Raw genomic sequence first — 21,127 nt, 5'->3', positions numbered from 1 at the left:
CAATGGCAACCCATAAAAAATAATAAAATGTAAAGTGAATAAAGTTACTCTTTAAAGGTAATTTATTAAAATGTATTTCTAACTGCAATTCTATTATACTTTTTTATTATCAAAAAGTAAATATTAAATTTTACTTTTTTCTTAAAATTATATAAAAATATTGTTTTCTGGTTAATTATGGAGGAAATTTAATGAATTCATTGAAAAGATTATTAAAGTGTGTTATTACTCTAGTCTGTATTTTAATATTAATTAGTGGATGTTCAAAAGATATTAGTACCTTTGGAAAGGATACTAATATAAGTGGGAGAATATCCAATTCTCAATTTAAAGTTCATTACATAGATGTAGGTCAGGGAGATAGTATACTTGTTCAGGATGGAGATAAAAATATGCTTATAGATACAGGGACTAATGAATCTCAAAATTATCTTATAAGCTATTTAAAAAAGCAAAATATTAAAGAGATAAATTATATGGTTTTAACGCATCCGCATGAAGATCATATAGGCGGAGCAGATAAGGTTATAAAAAATTTTATAGTTGATAAAATATACATGAATAGTGTTAGTACTAATACTAAAACATTTAGGGATCTAATTTATGCTATGAAGGAAAAAGGATTAAAGGCTGATGAACCTGATAGTGAAAATTTTAAATTAAATAAAGCTGATTGTAATGTATACGGGCCGGTTAATCCAACTGAGGGTAATCTCAATACATACTCTATAGTTGTAAAAGTTACATATGGACAAAACAAATTTTTGTTTACAGGAGATACTCAAAGTTCAAATGAAGAAGCTATGATTGAGAAGGGATATGATCTCAAATGCGATGTTTTAAAAATTGCTCATCATGGGAGCAGAACTTCATCTACAGATGATTTTTTAAATTACGTAAGTCCTAAATATGCAGTTATAAGCTGTGGAAGAGATAATGATTACGGTCATCCACATAAAAGCACAGTAGAAAAACTTAAGAACAGAAACATACCTTTGTATAGAACAGACGAGAATGGCACTATAATATGTGTTAGTGATGGTAGTACCATAAAGTTTAGTTGTAGTCCTGGAGACTATAAGATGGGAAGTAGAAAGAATAGATATAGTAAATAAAATGTACCAATATCCTATAGAGATGCATATATAATCTATAGGATTTCTTTATGTTTAAATTTTGATACGCATATTCCAAAATGTTAAATTTATTAAGATACTACAATTTAAATTAAGGCGGTCAAGTATTTAGAATTCCTATGATATAAGTGCAGTACACTAATAGAATTAAATGTAGGCAACAAAGGATATATTGTGAGATAGGAGGGATGAATTTGAAGGGTATAGATATTTATTCGGGACAAGGCAATGTTGAGTTCTCCAAAGTTAAGCTTAGTGGTGTAGAGATTGTTTATATAAAAGCTACTGAGGGTGTAACGTATGTAGATAAAACAATTAGGCAGTTTCAAAGTGATGCTAAAAATGCAGGACTTAAAGTTGGATTTTATCATTTTTTAAGAGCTAATAATCCTATAAATGAAGCGGATAATTTTTTATCTGCTATTTCTGGGTTAAGCTACGATTGCAAGCTGGCTATTGATGTTGAAGCTACTTTAGGTCAAACCACAAATCAAATAAGCTCAAATGTAAGAAAATTTGCAGATTATTTAAAGGGAAAAGGACTGGATGTTTGTATTTACACTTATACTAACTTCTATAAAAATAATTTAAATAATAGTGTTAAGGATTTACCTTTATGGGTAGCTGAATATGGTGTTACAAGGCCTAGTATAAATACTCCATATGTTGGATTTCAATACACTGAAAATGGTTCTATAAGCGGAGTGTCTGGTGCTGTAGATTTGAATGAATTTAATGATGGTATTTTTATAAATTCAGACAGCAGAGGTGAATTTATAATAACAGGATCAGATACAGTTAAAATTATACAGCAGCAGCTTAATACACTTCTTAAGAAAGGTCTTATAGTAGATGGGATAAGTGGAGCAAGTACCACAGCTGCTATTAAAGAATTCCAAGGAGCTATGGGGTTAGCACAGGATGGAATTTGGGGACCGAAAACGGTTGCAGCAGTTACAGAAATTTATTCTAAGCCAACAGATGGTGTTAAATTCAAGCATTATGAGTATGCCACAAGATATATTCAATACAGAGTAGGCGGCAAATTAGATGGAGTGTATGGACCTCAAACTGAGGCTAATGTAAAGGTATGGCAATCAAATCATGGTTTAAATGCAGATGGAATTGTTGGAAATGACACATGGAATAAGCTATTAAATGAAAATTCTTAAATATATCTTGTGTGCAACAAAGTAAGGAAGTATATTTTTAAGCAGCTCGAAAATTTGAGCTGCTTTTTATCTATACTATTAAAGATTTAACATATAAGTCTTTTTCACTTTTTAAATCTAAAAAGCCGTCATCCGCAAGAAGAAGAGGTTTTGTCAGATTTTCAGTATCAAGTTTTATAATTTTGCAAGATCTATTGTCGCTTAAAGTTACACTTTCTCCCATATAGTAATTTACTGCATGATTTATGAACATATTGCTATACGAGCAATCTAATTTACCGAGACTTAGATCTTTAATTGCTTTTAAACCTTCAAAAGGACCATTTGTATTGTCTGAATTAACTTTATCAAAAATATCTGCTATAGCTATAATTTTTGCAAATTTATGAATTTTATTGTCTTTAATTCCTAGAGGATAACCAGAACCATCAATTTGTTCATGGTGCATTAGTACTCCTAGTCCAACTGAAGCATTAATATCAGGAATTTCTTTTATCAGGTGATAAGCTATAACAGGATGTGTTTTGTATACTGCATATTCTTCTGGCGTTAATGAACTTTCTTTTTTTAATATACTGTTGTCTAATTGGGTTTTACCAAAATCGTGAAGAAGAGAAGCATAAGTTAATAAGTTTATTTCTTCTTCATTCATACCAAGCCATTTTCCAAGTATAAAACTTATAGCAGCAACATTAACACTGTGTCTGTAGATGTTATTTTTACTTCCATAAAAAATTATATTTTTGATTACTAGACCAGCTGATTCAAATTCACCTTGTACTTTTTGAGAAAAGTTTCTTAAACTACTAATACCATTACTCTTTAAATTATCGATATCATTAAATATATCCTCTAAATTAGATGAAAATTCATTTAGCGAATATTCAAGTTCATCCATGGTTTCAGCCTTGTATTTCAAAGGTTTATCTTCATCAATATACACTTCTACTTTATCTATTATATAAGTTTCTTTTAATTTCCTTATAGCTGTATCTGTTATCTCAACACCCTCTGTTAAAAGCGACTTTTCTGCAAATTTTATATTATTTGCAGATATCATGCCAGGCTGTAACTCATAGATTGGCAATAATTTTTTTTGTTTTGACATATAATCTCTCACCCCTTAGGTAATAATAAATATTATTAGTAATAAATAACAGTTATGTATATGTTATCGTAATGAAAATATAATTCTAAATACTTTTTTAATATAATTTTGCCTATGTTTCCTCCTTTTTTTATTTGTATTTAATTTTGCATTTAAAAAAACTGGCAGAATAAGTAATAAACTTGAAAGAAAAAATATTATGAGTATTTAACTGCACTTAAATTTAACCTTTGATCTCTATGAAATACTAAATTATACATTTCATGTTGAAAATTATCTGCAAATAAGATATCATTTATTTGTGAATTTATTAATATTAGCGGAGGAAGCAATATAATGGGTAATGGATACAAATCTGATAAGAAAATGACGGTTACGGTACTTGTGCTTTTAATTATTACTATTACAGTAATAATTAGCGGGATAATACATGATAAAAAAAGAGACAAGGATAATGAAAAAGTTGTTGAGGCGTATCAAAAAAAAGAGCTAGGTCAACCAAAAGACAAAAAGACACAAGAAAAGCAGGATACACCTAAGAATACAAAGGACGTTGGCAAGGGAAAAGTTCTTAAATATATAGCTGTTGGTGATAGTGTTACAGCTGGATATTCGGCAACATCTCAAGATAACTTTTTTGTTAATAAGTTAAGCTCCTTAATTACAAACAATATGGGATTTCAGGTTGAAAAAAATAATATGGGAAAGCGTGGTTCACTTATTTCAGAGGCAATTAATAATGTTAATGAAATAAATAGTGCTGCGCCTGATGTTATAACTATAGAATATGGTACCAATGATTCAAATAGTGCAAATAACATATCAGCAGTTGCTTTTGAGAATCAGCTTAATAATTTTATAGATGATGTTACAATAAAGGTAAAACGTAATCCAATTATAGTTTTAATGACAACTTGGAATGTTAATTATGGAGAAAATTATGATCAGGTAATAAATAGTGTAGGGCAAAAAAGAAATATACCTGTAGTTAATTTAAAACCAATATGGTCGGATAAAACCAATATAGGTCCTTCGGGAGAAAAAACTTATTATGGTGTAAGTGATGAGTTTAATCCTAACGACAAGGGAATGAATGCTATAGCAAGTGACATATATGGAAAGATACAGCCGATATTATACGAAAGAAATAATAAATAAATTAAAAGGATTTCTAGGATGAAGTTAAATCATTTTAGAAATCCTTTTAATTTATTTGATAAAAACAGAGGAATGATATCCATTATTATTTAATACCCTATAAAATGGGGGTGTTTAAAATGAAAAGTAAGATGAAAATAATATTTTCAATTACTATGTTTTTTGCTTTAGTAAGTGTTGGAGTTATTAAATTGAATAAAGAAAACGCTGCTGCTTATGCTGCTAAGGGAAAGGCTTTAAGCCACCACATGAAGAATTCTGTGAAGGATAAAAAATATAGTATGAAGAAGTTTTTAAGAATAAATATGGGAATGAACTATAAAAGTGTAGAAAATATATTAGGGGTAAGTGAAAAGACAGGACAAATTAATGATAAAAGGGAATTGATGAATCATCAATGGAAAAATAGCGATGACAGCTATATAGTAGTCATTACTAAAAATAATTATGTGGTTAGCAAGATTGAAATTGGTTTAGAAAAAATTAATGCAAACATTAGCAGAGTCAAATATAAAAAAATAAGTAGAGGTATGAGTTATGAAAAGGTAAAGAACTTAGTTGGAAAAGGAGAGTTATTATCTGAAACAAATTTGATGGGGAGTAATAGTAAGATGTATCAATGGGTAAATTCTGATGGATCTAGTATGAACATAACTTTTACTAATGGGATAGTAGATTATAAAACTGAAAAGAAATTGAAATAGTTATATTATACTTTTATATTATAAAGGTTTGAAAAATATAAATATGTTATTATAAAATTACATGTAAGGTATTCTTAAGAATAAACGATAAAAAAAGTACGTGATGTCACAAATATACGAAAAATGAAGAAAATGATCGAAAATACAATATTAGAAAATTCGGTGTATACACTTGGATGTGAAAGCAGGAGGTAAATAATGAAGAGTATAAAAGGTAAAATACTATTAATGATTGAAACTTTGATTATTGTAGTTATAGTTGGTATGGGAATATTGGCAGGCATGCTTTCATCAAATGCACTTAGAAATAACAATGAAAGTATAATGCCTCAAATTGCAAAATCGGCGGCAAGCTATATTTCAGCAAAAGTTGATGATAAAAAGAATATGGTTGAACAAATAACCTTTAACAGTGTAATAAATAATAGTGATAAGTCATTAGATGAAAAGCTCGCAGTTCTTAACGATGAGAATAAGAGATATAAATTTATTAAAATTGGAATTGCAGATTTAAACGGGAATGTTAAATATAATAATTTAACGTCAACCAATATTGCGAATAGAGAATATTTTAAAAAGGCTTTATCAGGAGAAATAGCTGTTTCAAATCCCATTATAGGGAAAATAGAAAAAAACTTAGAAGTATGTTTTGCAGCACCTATAAGGCAAAATGGTAATATTACTGGAATATTAGTAGCTATAAATGATGGTAATATCATAAGTTCAATAGCAGATGAAGTTAAATTTGGTAGTACAGGAAGAGTATTTGCTATAGACAATACAGGGGTTAAAATAGCTAATTATAATAAAACATTAGTAGCTAAGCAGGATAATGATTTTGTGAATGTAAAAAAGAATCCGTCATTAGAGGAACTTGTTAGTATTGAAAGAAATATGGCTCAAGGAAAAACTGGTTCGGGGTATTATACCTATGGTGGAAATAAAAAATTTGCAGCTTTTGCGCCAATTAAAAATACAACGTGGTCGTTAGCAGTCATAGTTGAGCAAAGTGAGATGGATAATCAGTTATCAAAATTACAAAAGTATACAGCTGGATTAGCTGTTCTATTTTTAGCATTAGCATTCTTAATTGTATATCTTGTAGCAAACAATTTAGCAAAACGAATAAAAGTTGCAACAGACTATATAGTTCCAATATCAAATGGTGATTTTACGGTAGAAGTATCAAAAGAGCATATTGGTATGAAGGATGAAATAGGAGTAATGGTTCAAGCTATAGATAATATGCAAAAATCAATAAAAGGTATGTTAAGGGCTGTAGTAGAGAATTCAAATAAAATTAGTGAAGATTCAGAGAGCCTATCTTCTATAGCAGAGGAGATGAATTCTTCAGCAGAAGCAGTTACACTTGCGGTAGGAGAGGTGACAAAAGGAGCAACATCACAAGCAGAAGAAATGTCAGATATAACTGAGACTATAAATGAATTTGTAAGCAGTCTTGATGAGATTACAGCTGAAGTAAATGATGTTGATGTAAATTCAAAAAATATTATAGATTTGGCAAAAGATAGTTGGATAAAGATGAATAAACTTGCAACTTCTATAAAAGAAGTAACAAATACATTTAAAGATTTTGAAGTGAAAATTGTACAATCAAGTGAACATATAAAAAATATAAACGAAATAACAGATTTTATTAATTCAATAGCTGAGCAGACTAATTTATTAGCACTTAATGCAGCCATTGAAGCAGCAAGAGCAGGCGAAGCAGGTAAGGGATTTTCAGTTGTTTCTGATGAGATAAGAAAGCTTGCGGAACAAGCGGGACAATCTGCTGAAAAAATATCAGGTTTAGTAGGTGAAGTGTATAATGAGAATAAAAGCATGGTAACTACTACATCTAAGGTAGGAAATGATTTGGAAAATCAAATATCTGTTGTGGATAATGCGTTAGAATCATTTACAGGTATAGTAACATCTATAAATGAGGTTATTCCTAAAATTAATCAGATAAACAGGGCAGTAGTGGATTTAAATAATAATAAAGATATAATAAGTAATAAGGTTGAGGCTACAGCAGCTATTTCAGAGGAAACATCTGCTGCATCAGAGGAAATATCAGCTTCTTCACAGGAAATGAATACATCATCAAGTACAGTTGCAAAATCAGCAGCTAATCTTAATGATAGAACAAGAGAAATGATGAATGAGGTTAAAAAATTTAAGCTATAAAAATAAAGGACTAGAGATTAAAAAATAATTTCTAGTCCTTTGTTTTATGCTTTAAGGATAAGACTTTGGTTTCCTAAACTCATTGAATTTTTTAAAAAAATCAGGATATGCTGCAAAAAAATCAACTAAATCATTCATTCCACATAAAATTTCAGCATTAATGGTATGTTCTATTTTTTCAGTTTCTTCCAAAACACCATCATTTATACTTAATAATTTGAGAAACTGTTCAATTATATTATGTCGGTTTAATAATGATTTTCCTAATTCTGTTCCAGCTTTCTCTAGCATAATTACTCCATATTTTTCGTATTTTATTAATTTTAAATTAGCCAGCTTATGCAGCATTTTTGTAACGGAAGGAGGTTGTACGTTTAATGCTGAAGCCAAGTTATTAACCCTTGTAAAGCCAGTTTTCATGGAAAGTCTATATATCATCTCCATGTAATCTTCTCCTGAAGGGGATAGAAGATTTTCATCTTTTTTCATATATTCTGTAAATGTAAAAAATTCATTCTTTGACATGATACCCCCACCTTGCACACTATCTAATAATTAATTATATGTTTAATTATAAAAAATAATTCAAAATGAAAATTAAAATAATGGCATGGAAAACTTTACAGCCTTCTATGCCATTATTTTAATTACTGTACGTTATATAAACCTTTACTTTCCATATATTTAAATATGGCTTCACCGTGTTTTTGCTCTTCCTTTTGGATATGATTTAATATATCACGAACATTGGTATCCCTAAATTCAAATATTGCAGTGTTATAGGTACTAGAAACATATTTTTCGGTCATAAGTAAGTCTGAGCATAAATCCTTATCTGAAAAGCTAAGTTGTGGACTTTGATTAGTTGGGCTAGGGGTCATGTTTTTATTAGAATTTTGTGCATTCATGTTAGGAATTGTACCACTTAAAAGCTGATTTATACTATCAAGATGTGTCCTTTCAGATTGTTCGTTTGCTTTGCATATTTGTTTCAATTGTGGGTCTTTGGCTTGGTTTGCATAATTGCTGTATTTTTGTATACAGACTTGCTCATGACTTTTAGCGTCCTCCAATAGAGTTCTTTCTTTTTGACTTAATGTTGTATTCAAAGTAAAACACCTCCAAATTTATTTTGTGTAGTGTTTCACTTTTTATACCATTTAATGTACTTTATGAATATAGTAACTTAGAAGAAAGTTATAAAGAAAAGAAAATGTTTATTAGGAAAGCTTCTTTAAAATAATAGATTAAATGGAGGAAATAAGTGGGTATTAAAGCTGTTATTTTTGATTTAGATGGAGTTATAGTTTCAACAGATGAGTATCATTACAGAGCATGGAAGGCTATGGCTGATGAGGAAGGAATATATTTTGACAAAAGAATAAATGAAAGACTTCGAGGGGTTGGTAGAATGGAAAGTTTAGAAATAATTTTAGAAAAAGCTAAAAAAACATACAATACAAAAGAAAAAATTCAAATGACGGAAAGGAAAAATTTTATATACAGAGAGTTATTAAATGAGTTGACTCCAAAGCACATATTAAAAGGAGTTATGAACGTATTAGAAACCTTAAGAGCAAAGAATATAAAAATAGCAATTGGATCTTCTAGTAAAAACACGTCAATTATTTTAGAAAAGATAAAATTAGATAAATATTTTGATGCAGTTGCAGATGGCAGAGAGATAAAAAAAAGTAAACCGAATCCAGAAGTGTTTTTACTTGCGGCAAAGAAATTAAAGGTAAGTCCAGAAGAGTGCTTAATAGTTGAAGATGCGGATGCTGGAGTTGAGGCAGCAATTGCTGGCGGAATGAAGGTTTTAGCTGTTGGATATGCTTCAAATAATATAAAAGCTAATTATAAATTTAAAGATTTATCCTGCGTAGATATAAAAGAAGTAATTTGTAAATAAAAATAAACAAATTAACTGTATTTAGTTGTTATTGATAAGGTTAAAATAAACTCAATAAATGATATAATATATAAAGAAAAAAAAGAGAAAATAAGAGGAATACAAAAGTAAAATGATGTTACTTAATAAGAAAATTATAAATTTAGTTGCTAAAGAGTTTTATGATATGTATACTATTGTTAGAAGTTTAACATACTTTTTAGAAAATCGTGGGAAAAATATCCAAGCTATTCTTCAATAAGATACATAATAGTGTAAAATAAGGAGAATTAGTTAAGATATGAAAAGGATTTATCTATTAGAAAATATGCTAAACTTAAACTTTTGTGCAAAATCCATCTAATTTGTTATATATAGTGCTGATTATATAATTAAAATGTAGTGCTATGCATATTATAAGTAGGTCTACTTTAAAACAAATGACTATAAAAGATAAGCTTTAATGCTATATCATTATTATATAAGGAGGATGTTAAATGAGAACATATGGATTTGGAATAGACATTGGGGGAACAACAATAAAAATGGGTCTATTCAGAGTTGATGGCACTTTACTTGATAAGTGGGAGATTCCTACTAGAAAAGAGGAAAGTGGAAAGTATATATTAAGTGATATATCAAAAGAAATAAAAGATAAGATGAAGGAAAAAGGAATACATAGAAATGATGTAATTGGTGTAGGAGTTGGAGTACCAGGACCAGTTAGCAGCGATGGAACCGTTTTAAAATGTGTGAACTTAGGATGGGGCATATTTAATGTAGAAGAAACTTTAAGTGAAATGATAGATATTCCAGTAAAGGCTGGTAATGATGCTAATATAGCAGCTTTGGGCGAAATGTGGCAGGGAGGAGGAAAAGGCTATAAAAATGTTGTTATGGTTACACTTGGAACAGGCGTTGGCGGAGGAATTATAATTAACGGCAATATAATTTCTGGAGCAAATGGTGCAGGTGGAGAAATAGGCCATATTAAAGTAGAGGAAAATGAGAAAGATGTTTGTGGATGTGGAAAGACAGGCTGTCTTGAACAGTATGCCTCAGCAAATGGAATTGTAAGAGAAGCAAAAAAACTTTTAAATAATAGTAGTGAACCTTCCTCTTTGAGAGAAATTAAAACGGTTACTTCAAAGGATATATTTGATGCTGCAAAAGAAGGAGATAAATTAGCTAATGAACTTGTTGAAGCTTTAGGAAAAAAATTAGGTAATGCATTAGCCACAGTTTCATGTGTTAGTGACCCAGAGGTTTTTGTTGTAGGTGGAGGAGTATCAAAGGCTGGAATGATTCTTATAAATGTAATTCAGAAAAATTTCATTGAAAAGGCATTTCATGCATGTGAAGGAACTAAGTTTGAGCTTGCAAGGCTTGGAAATGATGCAGGAATTTACGGCGGAGTAAAATTAGTATTAGAGATATAATAATTATATATTTTATGTGTAGAATGTGAATAAAAAAGACTGCTCGAAAATTTAAGGGCAGTTTTTTTTATTACAATTTTTATGTGAAATGCAGTGCCATATAAGCCATTATATAAATAAAATGAAAAAGTTTACAAAAACATATTGACTGTAGGAGGTAAAAAAAGTAAAATAGACTTATTAAAGGATATTTAAAAAGTTATTTAAAATTAAGGGGGTTTGATTGTGAGGTATTTATTAGGTATAGACGTTGGAACATCAGGAACCAAGACAGCTTTGTTTGATGAATGTGGAAATACAATAAAAACTTCAACGCATGAGTATGAGTTATTTCAACCACAGGTTGGATGGGCAGAACAAAATCCTGAAAATTGGTGGACAGCTTGTGTTAAAGGTATAAGAGAAGTAATTGAAAAAAGTAAAATTGATCCTTTAGATATTAAAGGAATTGGTATAAGTGGACAAATGCATGGACTTGTTTTGATTGACAAAGAGTACAAAGTAATTAGAAACTCCATAATTTGGTGTGATCAGAGAACAGAAAAGGAATGTACTCAGATTACAGATACCATAGGAAAAGAAAAATTAATTAGGATAACAGGCAATCCTGCATTAACGGGTTTCACCCTTTCAAAACTATTATGGGTTAGGAATAATGAACCAGACAATTATAAGAGAATATATAAGGTTCTTCTTCCTAAGGATTATATAAGATTTAAACTTACTGGAGTTTTTGCTGCCGAAGTTTCAGATGCTAGTGGTACTCAGATGTTAGATATAAATACTAGAAATTGGAGTGAAGAACTTTTAGATGACTTAAGAATAGATAAGAACATATTACCTGATGTATATGAATCAGTTGTTGTTAGTGGATGCGTTATAGAAAAAGCTTCAAAAGAGACTAAGTTAGCAGTTAACACTCCCGTTGTAGGTGGGGCAGGAGATCAAGCAGCTGGAGCTATAGGGAATGGAATCGTTAGAGAAGGTTTAATATCAACAGTGATAGGAACTTCTGGAGTAGTATTTGCGGCTACAGATACGCCTAGATTTGATAGTAAGGGAAGAGTTCATACTCTTTGTCATGCAGTGCCTAATAAGTGGCATATAATGGGAGTTACTCAGGGAGCAGGCTTATCATTAAATTGGTTTAAAAGGACATTTTGTGCAAAAGAAATTTTAGAAAGTAAAGAGGCTGGAATTAATATTTATGATTTATTGACCGAAAAAGCATCACAATCAAAGCCTGGTTCTAATGGGATAATTTATTTGCCATACCTTATGGGTGAAAGAACACCGCACATAGATCCAAATGTAAAAGGAGCTTTTTTAGGTATATCACTTATAAATAACCACAATGATTTTGTGCGTAGTATATTAGAAGGAGTAGGCTTTAGTTTAAAGAATTGTCTCGATATTATTGAGAATATGAAGGTTAATATTGAGGAAATACGAGTAAGTGGTGGAGGTGCAGAAAGCAGCATATGGAGACAAATATTGTCAGATATATTTAACTATGAGCTTACAACAGTAAAGGCATCAGAAGGACCAGCACTTGGCGTAGCAATACTTGCAGGAGTTGGTGCAGGAATATATAATTCCGTGGAAGAGGCTTGTGACAAAATAGTAAAAGGAAACGAAAAGGTTATGCCAAATGCAAATTTAATAGAAGTATATTCAAAGGTATATGAGGTATATAATTCAGCTTATCCTAAAATAAAAGATATATAAATAGTTAAAAGTAGGAGCGCTTTTATTTAAAGAGTAGATTATCTAAAAAACTTATTAAACAAACTTTAAAAACATATATTTATTAGAGAAGTTTAAATCATATTGGTAAGATATTTTTTAAATAAAACCAATTTAAATTATATGGGGAGTGTGAGAATATGGTAATTAAAAGTGTTACAGACAAGGAGTTCAAAAAATATGGCAAGATATTAAGAGATTATGATTGTACAGAGATAATAGAAAAAATGAAATCTACACCACTTCCAGGTGATGTAGTATATGAACCATCAATTAAAGAACTTGAAGAGCTTGATATTGCAAAGGAATTAAAGGAAAGAGAATATGGAGAGCTTCCAATACAAGTAGGATACTGCAATGGTAACAATTATTTATTAAATGCAGTCGAATATCATCGTTCATCTGAAATAAATATAGCAGTAACAGATTTCATACTACTTTTAGGCTCTAGAGATGATATTGAAGAAGATTACTCATATAGTACTTCTAAAATTAAAGCATTTAAAGTTCCAGCTGGTACTGCTATTGAGGTTTATGCAACTACTCTTCACTATGCACCTTGCAATGTAAATGAAGGGGGATTCAGATGTGTTGTGGTTTTGCCAAGAGATACAAATTTGCCTTTAGAAAAAGAGTATAAAAAAACTGGTGAAGATGCTCTACTTTTTGCTAAAAACAAATGGTTAATTGCCCATAAGGATACTAACCTAGATAAAGAAGGAGCATTTATAGGATTAATAGGTAAAAATATTTCAATAAAATAAAATGGAGGAATTAAAATGAATAATACACCAAAATTAAAATTAGGAATTGTTGCAGTAAGTAGAGACTGCTTTCCAATGGAATTATCAGAGAATAGAAGAAAGGCAGTAGTAGATGCTTACAATGGAGAAATCTTCGAGTGCTTAACAACTGTTGAAAATGAAAAAGATATGAGAAAAGCTTTAAAAGAAGTGAAAAGTGCAGGTGTAAATGCACTAGTAGTATATTTAGGTAACTTTGGACCAGAAACTCCAGAAACTTTAATTGCTAAAGAATTTGATGGACCAGTTATGTTTGCAGCCGCAGCAGAAGAGAGAGGAGACAATCTAGTTAATGGACGTGGAGATGCTTATTGTGGAATGCTAAATGCAAGCTATAATTTAGCACTTAGAAACATAAATGCTTATATTCCTGAATATCCAGTGGGAACAGCTTCAGATGTTGCAAATATGATTAATGAATTTGTACCGGTTGCTACTGCATTAATTGGATTAAAGAATTTAAAGATTATTTCTTTTGGGCCAAGACCTCAGGATTTCCTAGCTTGCAATGCTCCTATTAAGCAGTTATATAATTTAGGTGTTGAAATAGAGGAAAATTCGGAGCTTGATTTGTTTGCCTCATTTAATGAACATGAAAACGATTCTAGAATTCCAGATGTAGTAAAAGACATGGAGGAAGAGTTAGGTGAGGGCAATAAAATGCCTGGTATTTTGCCAAAGCTTGCTCAATATGAACTTACATTACTAGATTGGGCAGAGGAGCATAAAGGATCAAGAGAATATGTTGTGTTTGCAAATAAATGCTGGCCAGCGTTTCAAACACAATTTGGATGTGTGCCTTGCTATGTAAACAGTAGACTAACGGCTAGAGGAATTCCAGTATCTTGTGAGGTTGACATTTATGGAGCTTTAAGTGAATACATTGGAACATGTGTAAGTCAAGATGTTGTAACCTTACTTGATATTAATAACACAGTACCAAAAGATATGTATGAATCAGAAATTAAAAGCAAATTTAACTATACGTTAAAGGATACCTTCATGGGTTTTCACTGTGGAAACACAGCAGCATGTAAATTAACAAGCGGAACTATGAAAAATCAAATGATTATGGCAAGAGCTCTTGAGCCAAATCAAGAGCCTAATATAACTAGAGGAACGTTAGAGGGAGATATTGTACCAGGAGAAATCACTTTCTTCCGTCTACAAAGTAATGCAGATAGTGAGTTAACAGCCTATGTAGCAGAAGGAGAGGTTTTACCTGTTAAGACACGCTCTTTTGGATCTATTGGAGTATTTGCAATTCCTCAAATGGGGAGATTTTACCGCCATGTACTAATTGAAAATAGATTCCCACACCATGGTGCAGTTGCATTTGGACATTTTGGTAAAGCAATTTATAATTTGTTTAGATATTTGGGAGTTAAAGAGGTAGGTTTTAATAGGCCAAAGGAAATGCTATATAAAACAGAAAATCCTTTTGAGTAATAAAAGAGATCTGGTCTTTGCCAAACGGCTTCCGTTTTGAGGTGCAAATTTAATAATTAACATCATAAGTCACTTGTGATTTACCATAAAAATCACAAGTGATTTTTATGTCCATATTTTAATCAGATATGAAGGAGAGTCCCTATTCTTGAAAGATCTATTGTATCTGGTCCTTAGTAGTGAAAAAGGTATATCTATTCCGAATATTGGTATTGCATTAGTATTTCATAGATAATAATAGTAAATAATTGCAATTCATGATAAACTTATTTTGATTGGAGGAAAACTAATGAATATATTTGAAATTGATGAAAAAGATACGGAGTTAATTGTTGAAGCAGAAAATATTATCAATGATTTATATGAAACTGATAAACACCATATTGGGTGTGCAATTAGAACTAAAGAAGGAAAAATAATAACTGCTGTGCATATCGAAGCATACATTGGGAGAGTTACAGTATGTGCTGAAGCGATTGCAATAGGAAAAGCAATATCAGAAGGTATAAAGGAATTTGAAACTATTGTAGCCGTTAGACATCCTGCTCCAGATGAATTAGATAAAATAATTAAAGTTGTAACACCATGTGGAATGTGCCGAGAACTAATAAGCGATTACTGTCAAGATGTTAATGTTATAATTCCTTATAAAAACAAAGTTGTTAAGTGTAAAATTTCGGAGTTGCTTCCACTAAAATATAGTAGATAGTAAATAAATTTTACTCCGCCTTCCGCTTAAATAGCGAATAAATTTTACTCCGCCTTCCGCTTAAATAGCGAATAAAAACAGCATTAATATGCGTGAATATTAATGCTGTTTTTATGTTATTATTTATGAGATATTTTTGTTCTGCACCTCAAAACGGAAACCGTTGGTCTTTGTAAGACTTCTTTTGTTTTAAGATGTACTAAAAGTAGAGTATTTTTTTGGAGATATTCCAACAGCTTTCTTAAAGGATTTTAAAAAATTACTATAGTCATTAAAGCCGCACTTAACATAGACATCATTAATACTTGATCCATTTGATAAAAGAGCTTTTGCCATTGATATTCTTCTAGCAGTGATATACTTATTTATAGTAGTTCCGGTTGATAACTTAAAAATTCTACAAATATATGATTCACTTAAGAAAAAGTGCTCAGCTAGATGTTTTACAGTAATGTCATTTGTAACATTGTCATTTATATATCTAATTATTTCCTCAATTTGGTTGCTATATTTATAAATAGGAGTAAGAGATTCCCCATTGTTTATGAATAAGCTGGTTAAAAATATCATTAATTCTATAAAACTTGCATATTCAATCATGTCAGCACCAAAACCATGGCTTCCTATAATTTTGTTTATAAAGTACATGAATCGGCTTTGCTGCTCTTTGTTTAATGAAACTTTATGGCAGAAGTTACTTCCTCTGTGTTTAAAGCAGTAGGTTAAATTTGTTTTAGAGGTGCATAAGGATTTTAAGAAGTCGGGATGTATCGAAATAACTATTCTCTCATGAGTTGAATTATTTACTTGGGATACATAGTGACTTTCAAATTCATTTACAGCAAATAAATTTCCAGGATTGATATAATATAGCTTATTATCTATTAAAAATTGATTTTCTCCAGAGATTGAATAGTAAATTTCGTAACAATCATGTATATGAATAGACATTGTTTCTTCTTCACTATGCAAATGTGCTATTGAGAAGTATTTCGTATCTATAGAATTTTTAACAGATTCCTTACAGGAGGTAAATAGTTTCATATTATCACCTTATTTCAAATAAAACTTTACCTTGAAATTAATATACTTCTAATTTTATTATAGTTATTACTTCAAGATTTGCAACATTTTAAAAAAAATATAACAAGAAACAGCTAAAATATAATAGTATAATTGTAATGTGTAAAAATATTATCATTCAAGGAGGAGGAATTTCATGAATATACTTAAGGATTTTTCATTGGAAGGTAAAATTGCATTAGTAACCGGTGCATCATATGGTATTGGATTTGCTATTGCAAGATCCTATGCAAATGCAGGAGCAACAATAGTATTCAATGATATTAACCAAGATTTAGTTGATAAAGGACTAAAGGCATACGAGGCAGAAGGAATAAAAGCACATGGCTATGTATGTGATGTTACAGACGAAGATAAGGTAAATGGATTTGTTAAAAAAGTAGAAAAAGAAGTTGGATTAATAGATATTCTTGTAAATAATGCAGGAATAATCAAACGTATTCCAATGCTTGAAATGAAAGCAGAAGATTTTAGAAAGGTTATAGATGTTGATTTAAATGCACCATTTATAGTATCTAAAGCTGTAATACCTGGAATGATTAAAAAAGGACACGGAAAAATAATAAATATATGTTCAATGATGAGTGAACTTGGAAGAGAAACTGTTTCTGCATATGCAGCTGCTAAAGGTGGACTTAAGATGCTAACAAGAAACATCGCATCTGAATATGGTGAACATAATATCCAATGTAACGGAATAGGACCTGGATATATAGCTACACCACAAACTGCGCCACTTAGGGAACTTCAAGCAGATGGTTCAAAACATCCGTTTGATCAATTTATAATTGCAAAAACTCCAGCAGCACGTTGGGGAACACCAGAGGATTTGATGGGACCAGCTGTATTCTTAGCATCTGATGCCTCAAACTTTGTAAATGGACATGTTTTATATGTAGATGGTGGAATTTTAGCTTACATTGGAAAACAACCGCAATAATAAAAATATAATATAGGAGAAGATGGAAATGAAAATAGCTTTAATTAACGAAAATAGCCAAGCTGGAAAAAATCAGCTTATATTTGATACTTTAAAGAAAGTAGTAGAACCAAAAGGACATCAAGTATTTAATTATGGAATGTATACAGCAGAAGATAAGATACAATTAACTTACGTCCAAAATGGTATTTTAGCAGCTATCCTTTTAAATTCAGGAGCAGCTGACTATGTAATAACAGGATGTGGCACAGGAGAGGGAGCAATGCTTGCTTTAAATTCTTTTCCAGGAGTAATATGTGGACACGTAGTAGATCCTTCAGATGCATTTATGTTTTCACAAATTAATGATGGAAATGCAATTGCTATTCCATTTGCTAAAGGTTTCGGATGGGGAGCAGAATTAAATTTAGAATATATTTTTGAGAAACTGTTCCAAGGAGAAAGCGGACAAGGATATCCAAAAGAAAGAGTGGTTCCAGAACAGAGAAACAAAAAGATATTAGATGAGGTCAGAAAAGTAGCTTTTAAGGATCTTGTAACAATATTGAAGGGAATAGATCAAGAGCTGGTAAAAGGAGCTATAAGCGGAGAAAAATTTAAAGAATACTTCTATGCTAACTGTAAATGTAATAAAATAAAGGAATTTGTTGAAAGTGTATTAGGAAAATAGAAAGTTTTGCACACGTTATCGTGAACGTTAACGTAAAAGAAGTAGGAGTATCTTATTAATCCTACTTCTTTTTATAACAAATGTTGGAATTAATTTATTTTAAAGCTTTCAGCAATTAATGAAATATGTTTGTGCATAAAGTCTACTAGGTCATAACTACCATCATTAATGCACCAATCATAGCATACACCTCTAGCAGAAATAAAAAGATGATTACAAATTTCTTCTGTTGTCATAGTTGAGATTATTTCTTTTTTATCCTGTCCTTCAAGTATAATTTTTTGTAGTAGTACTTGTAAGTATCTTCCGTTTTGTGAAAAAAAATAGTTTCCTGAGTGGTATAATTGTTTTAAGGTGTCAAGACCAACAAAATCATTATATATTGAATAGTAATCAAAAAATTCTATAATTTTATCAATTCCGTTAGTGCTAATAATGTTATCTTTAACTTCGGTTTTAAAATATTCATCAGCTTTTTTGTGGACTTCAATAAGTATGGCGTGTTTAGAGTCAAAATGATTATAAAAGGAACCTATGGATACACCTGCTTCTTTACATATATCTTTAATTTTTAAGTTTTCATATCCTTTTTTTTCAAACAGTTCAATGGAAGCTTTATAAATTTTGTTTTTGGTATTTTGTGCTTGTAATTTACGGTTAGTAAGTGGGTTCATATGGTGTGGTTCTCCTCCAAAAGGTATTCTAAATATATTATATTTCATTATATCATTTTGTCAAATTTCGACGAGATTTGACAAAATGATATAATGAGTATATAATATAACTGTTCGGTGAATCTATTCATTGAATTGCCATATAGATATATATAATTAAAAACATAGAAGATTGAAAGTGGATTGAGAAAATAGTTTAATATGTAAACATAAAAAGAACCGTACTTAATTTGAGTCGGTTCTTTTTATGTTGAGTTTAAAATATAATAAATAGCTAAGTTTTCTACTACATCTGCATTATTTAAAACTGCTACAATAGGTATTGTCAAAAGTTTGAAAACTAAAAAATTATGGAAAAGAGCTTGTATTAAAAGAGCTCTTTTTTTATTACATAAAAGAAGAATGGGAATAGTAGTTATTTTAGTAAAGTAATAAAAATGTAAGGAAGTAATTTAAGGGAGCAAATCCAAATCTTCAATTAATTAATATGTATTATGCTTAGTACATGAAATAATGCATCAAAGGGTGAATATAGTTAGTTCGGAAAATATATGATATAAGAGAGTGTTTACTTTAGGTATTTTAATTGGAAGCATAGAATATTACAAGATTAAAGGAGATCTAAAATGAAATATTTAAAAAACAAAATAATTCACTTTTTAATATTTGGAGGCATTTATATGGATGTGGAAGTTCTTGCAAGAGCTCATGGCCAACAATTAGTAGGATATGAGGGGATTAAACCACTTTCACTTATGGGATTTACAAGTCTGTGGATGTTTTTGGTTGGTGGTTTATGCGGCGTTATTATAGGAGGGCTAAATGATAGGCCAGGGTATTATAATTTAAAAATGTGGAAGCAAGTCTTAATTGGTGGAACTACTATAACTTTAGTAGAATTATTTTCAGGTATATTCTTTAATTTATATTTAGGTTTACATCTTTGGGATTATAGTAAAGACAGATTTAATTTTATGGGACAAATAGAGCTTAAGAATTGCATATGGTGGTATGTGCTTCCAATATTAATAATTTGGCTTGATGATGTACTTTCCTGCTACTTTTATGGGGATGATAGACCTCCAAGCCTAATTATGTATTTGGTGAAGTTGGTTACGCTTAGATGAAAGAAATTCTTTGGTGATTTAATTTATATAATTAGCAAATTTATATTGCAAGTTCGTTGAAAGAAATAAACAATAAAAAATAAACTTAAGTATAAGTATTTAAGCCTTGTAAAGGCAAAAAAATATATGAGGGGTTTTATTTATCACACTTATTGGTAGACAGTTTTACAGTAAGAGGGGTGCCATTATTATATCCTAAACATAAATAGTATATAAGAAAAGCTTATCCATTAAAATATATACTAATGGATAAGCTTTTTCTTTACTCAGTTTTTTCTAACTCATCAATAACGTAGTTTGGAAGTGCAAATGCACCTTTATGTAAGTTTGTATTATAGTACTTTGTTTTAAGTCCAAGACTATTCCAACTATCAGCGTTTAAATTATTTAAAGGATGATATTTTTTGGATGCAAAGCCAAACAGCCAGTGCCCAGAGGCATAAGTTGGCATATGAAATTGATAAACCATTGAAATAGGAAATTTATCTTTTATTTTACTGTGAGCTCTCTTCATTTCATGGCAGTAATCCTTATAATATGGGCTTTCATGCTGATTTATTAAAATTCCATCATCACTAAGAATTCTTTCGCAGTCTCTATAGAATTCATTAGTAAATAGACCTTCGCCAGGGCCAATAGGATCTGTTGAATCTACAAGAATCAAGTCGTAAAAACCAGTTTCAGCTCTTTTAACAAATTCCTTACCATCCTCAAAATGCATAGTAAGTCTAGAGTCATTATCAAGTTTGCAGGAAGTTTGGGTTAAATATTTTTGACAAAGTCGTACAACTCTTTCATCGATTTCAACCATATCTACTTTTTCTATAGTGTTGTATCTTAAAATTTCTCTTGAAGTTCCTCCATCACCGCCACCAACTATTAAAACTTTTTTTATCTTAGGATTAACAGCCATTGGAACGTGAGTAATCATTTCATGATATATAAATTCATCTTTTTCAGTCATCATTATGTAGCCATCAAGTGTAAAAAAGGTTCCAAAAGTTTCACTTTTAAAAAAATCTATTTGCTGAAAAGGTGTTTTTTCACTGTATAAATGTTCCTTTACTCTTATTGAAAATTTTGTGTCATCTGCATGACTTTCTGAATACCAAAGATCTAACATAA

General features: G+C 30.3%; 21 protein-coding genes. 15 read left to right on the top strand and 6 right to left on the bottom strand.

The window, feature by feature from the left end; all coding sequences use genetic code 11:
• Positions 1-191: 191 nt before the first annotated feature.
• Together CA_RS13415 and CA_RS13410 are read left to right on the top strand one after the other, a co-directional pair.
• A complete protein-coding gene (locus tag CA_RS13415) occupies positions 192-1,115 on the top strand; it encodes a ComEC/Rec2 family competence protein (RefSeq protein ID WP_010965910.1) in 924 nt (307 codons plus the stop codon).
• A 215-nt stretch (positions 1,116-1,330) separates the two neighbouring features.
• Entirely contained in the window at positions 1,331-2,308 is a 978-nt protein-coding gene (locus tag CA_RS13410) for a GH25 family lysozyme (protein ID WP_010965909.1), read from the top strand.
• A 70-nt stretch (positions 2,309-2,378) separates the two neighbouring features.
• Here CA_RS13410 and CA_RS13405 read toward each other — a convergent pair whose 3' ends face one another.
• Entirely contained in the window at positions 2,379-3,416 is a 1,038-nt protein-coding gene (locus tag CA_RS13405; RefSeq protein WP_010965908.1) for an HD-GYP domain-containing protein, read from the bottom strand.
• Between the two features lie 336 nt (positions 3,417-3,752).
• Here CA_RS13405 and CA_RS13400 point away from each other — a divergent pair, with 336 nt between their 5' ends.
• From CA_RS13400 to CA_RS13390, 3 genes are all read left to right on the top strand, one after another.
• Positions 3,753-4,574 carry an SGNH/GDSL hydrolase family protein gene (locus CA_RS13400; protein ID WP_010965907.1) on the top strand — a complete coding sequence of 274 codons (822 nt, stop codon included), beginning with the start codon at positions 3,753-3,755 and terminating at the stop codon, positions 4,572-4,574.
• Positions 4,575-4,693: 119 nt separating this feature from the next.
• The gene (locus tag CA_RS13395; protein WP_010965906.1) at positions 4,694-5,278 is read left to right on the top strand and encodes a DUF3862 domain-containing protein; all 585 of its coding nucleotides are present in this window, start codon (positions 4,694-4,696) and stop codon (positions 5,276-5,278) included.
• Between the two features lie 198 nt (positions 5,279-5,476).
• On the top strand, positions 5,477-7,471 hold the full coding sequence (locus CA_RS13390) for a methyl-accepting chemotaxis protein (protein ID WP_010965905.1): 1,995 nt from the start codon (positions 5,477-5,479) through the stop codon (positions 7,469-7,471).
• A gap of 51 nt (positions 7,472-7,522) precedes the next feature.
• On the opposite strand, the gene CA_RS13385 is transcribed toward CA_RS13390, so the two are convergent.
• Together CA_RS13385 and CA_RS13380 are read right to left on the bottom strand one after the other, a co-directional pair.
• Positions 7,523-7,996, bottom strand: coding sequence for an iron dependent repressor, metal binding and dimerization domain protein (locus CA_RS13385; RefSeq protein ID WP_010965904.1), 474 nt, complete (start codon positions 7,994-7,996; stop codon positions 7,523-7,525).
• Between the two features lie 122 nt (positions 7,997-8,118).
• Complete coding sequence (locus tag CA_RS13380) at positions 8,119-8,580, bottom strand: ferritin-like domain-containing protein (RefSeq protein ID WP_010965903.1); 462 nt, start codon at positions 8,578-8,580, stop codon at positions 8,119-8,121.
• A 155-nt stretch (positions 8,581-8,735) separates the two neighbouring features.
• Here CA_RS13380 and pgmB point away from each other — a divergent pair, with 155 nt between their 5' ends.
• The 7 genes from pgmB (at position 8,736) to CA_RS13350 (ending at position 15,508) form a co-directional block, all read left to right on the top strand.
• Positions 8,736-9,383, top strand: a complete 648-nt coding sequence (pgmB, locus tag CA_RS13375; protein WP_010965902.1) for a beta-phosphoglucomutase — start codon at positions 8,736-8,738, stop codon at positions 9,381-9,383.
• Positions 9,384-9,495: 112 nt separating this feature from the next.
• A complete protein-coding gene (locus tag CA_RS20375) occupies positions 9,496-9,624 on the top strand; it encodes a hypothetical protein (protein WP_278046019.1) in 129 nt (42 codons plus the stop codon).
• 235 nt (positions 9,625-9,859) lie between these two features.
• The gene (locus CA_RS13370; RefSeq protein ID WP_010965901.1) at positions 9,860-10,801 is read left to right on the top strand and encodes an ROK family glucokinase; all 942 of its coding nucleotides are present in this window, start codon (positions 9,860-9,862) and stop codon (positions 10,799-10,801) included.
• 225 nt (positions 10,802-11,026) lie between these two features.
• Positions 11,027-12,529: a xylulokinase gene (xylB, locus tag CA_RS13365; protein ID WP_010965900.1), complete on the top strand. Its 1,503-nt coding sequence runs from the start codon at positions 11,027-11,029 to the stop codon at positions 12,527-12,529.
• 158 nt (positions 12,530-12,687) lie between these two features.
• On the top strand, positions 12,688-13,311 hold the full coding sequence (locus tag CA_RS13360; RefSeq protein WP_010965899.1) for a DUF4867 family protein: 624 nt from the start codon (positions 12,688-12,690) through the stop codon (positions 13,309-13,311).
• 15 nt (positions 13,312-13,326) lie between these two features.
• Entirely contained in the window at positions 13,327-14,799 is a 1,473-nt protein-coding gene (locus CA_RS13355; protein ID WP_010965898.1) for an L-fucose/L-arabinose isomerase family protein, read from the top strand.
• 289 nt (positions 14,800-15,088) lie between these two features.
• On the top strand, positions 15,089-15,508 hold the full coding sequence (locus CA_RS13350) for a cytidine deaminase (RefSeq protein ID WP_010965897.1): 420 nt from the start codon (positions 15,089-15,091) through the stop codon (positions 15,506-15,508).
• Positions 15,509-15,697: 189 nt separating this feature from the next.
• On the opposite strand, the gene CA_RS13345 is transcribed toward CA_RS13350, so the two are convergent.
• Positions 15,698-16,552: a helix-turn-helix domain-containing protein gene (locus CA_RS13345; RefSeq protein WP_010965896.1), complete on the bottom strand. Its 855-nt coding sequence runs from the start codon at positions 16,550-16,552 to the stop codon at positions 15,698-15,700.
• A 175-nt stretch (positions 16,553-16,727) separates the two neighbouring features.
• On the opposite strand from CA_RS13345, the gene CA_RS13340 reads away from it, so the two are divergent.
• Together CA_RS13340 and CA_RS13335 are read left to right on the top strand one after the other, a co-directional pair.
• The gene (locus CA_RS13340; protein ID WP_010965895.1) at positions 16,728-17,531 is read left to right on the top strand and encodes a gluconate 5-dehydrogenase; all 804 of its coding nucleotides are present in this window, start codon (positions 16,728-16,730) and stop codon (positions 17,529-17,531) included.
• Positions 17,532-17,559: 28 nt separating this feature from the next.
• Positions 17,560-18,201 (top strand): RpiB/LacA/LacB family sugar-phosphate isomerase, encoded by a 642-nt coding sequence (locus tag CA_RS13335; RefSeq protein WP_010965894.1) that lies wholly within the window; start codon positions 17,560-17,562, stop codon positions 18,199-18,201.
• An 89-nt stretch (positions 18,202-18,290) separates the two neighbouring features.
• Here CA_RS13335 and CA_RS13330 read toward each other — a convergent pair whose 3' ends face one another.
• Complete coding sequence (locus CA_RS13330) at positions 18,291-18,875, bottom strand: TetR/AcrR family transcriptional regulator (protein WP_010965893.1); 585 nt, start codon at positions 18,873-18,875, stop codon at positions 18,291-18,293.
• A gap of 680 nt (positions 18,876-19,555) precedes the next feature.
• Between CA_RS13330 and CA_RS13325 the strand changes: the two genes are divergently transcribed.
• The gene (locus tag CA_RS13325) at positions 19,556-20,002 is read left to right on the top strand and encodes a putative ABC transporter permease (RefSeq protein ID WP_241393091.1); all 447 of its coding nucleotides are present in this window, start codon (positions 19,556-19,558) and stop codon (positions 20,000-20,002) included.
• Between the two features lie 262 nt (positions 20,003-20,264).
• Here the strand turns inward: CA_RS13325 and speE are convergent, their stop codons facing one another.
• On the bottom strand, positions 20,265-21,125 hold the full coding sequence (gene speE / locus CA_RS13320) for a polyamine aminopropyltransferase (protein ID WP_010965891.1): 861 nt from the start codon (positions 21,123-21,125) through the stop codon (positions 20,265-20,267).
• Positions 21,126-21,127: the final 2 nt, after the last annotated feature.

The sequence above is a fragment of the Clostridium acetobutylicum ATCC 824 genome, assembly GCF_000008765.1.
Taxonomy (GTDB): Bacteria; Bacillota; Clostridia; order Clostridiales; family Clostridiaceae; genus Clostridium_S; species Clostridium_S acetobutylicum.
The sequence above is the reverse complement of the archived record's forward strand: the minus strand, read 5'-3'. Positions and strand labels throughout refer to the sequence as shown.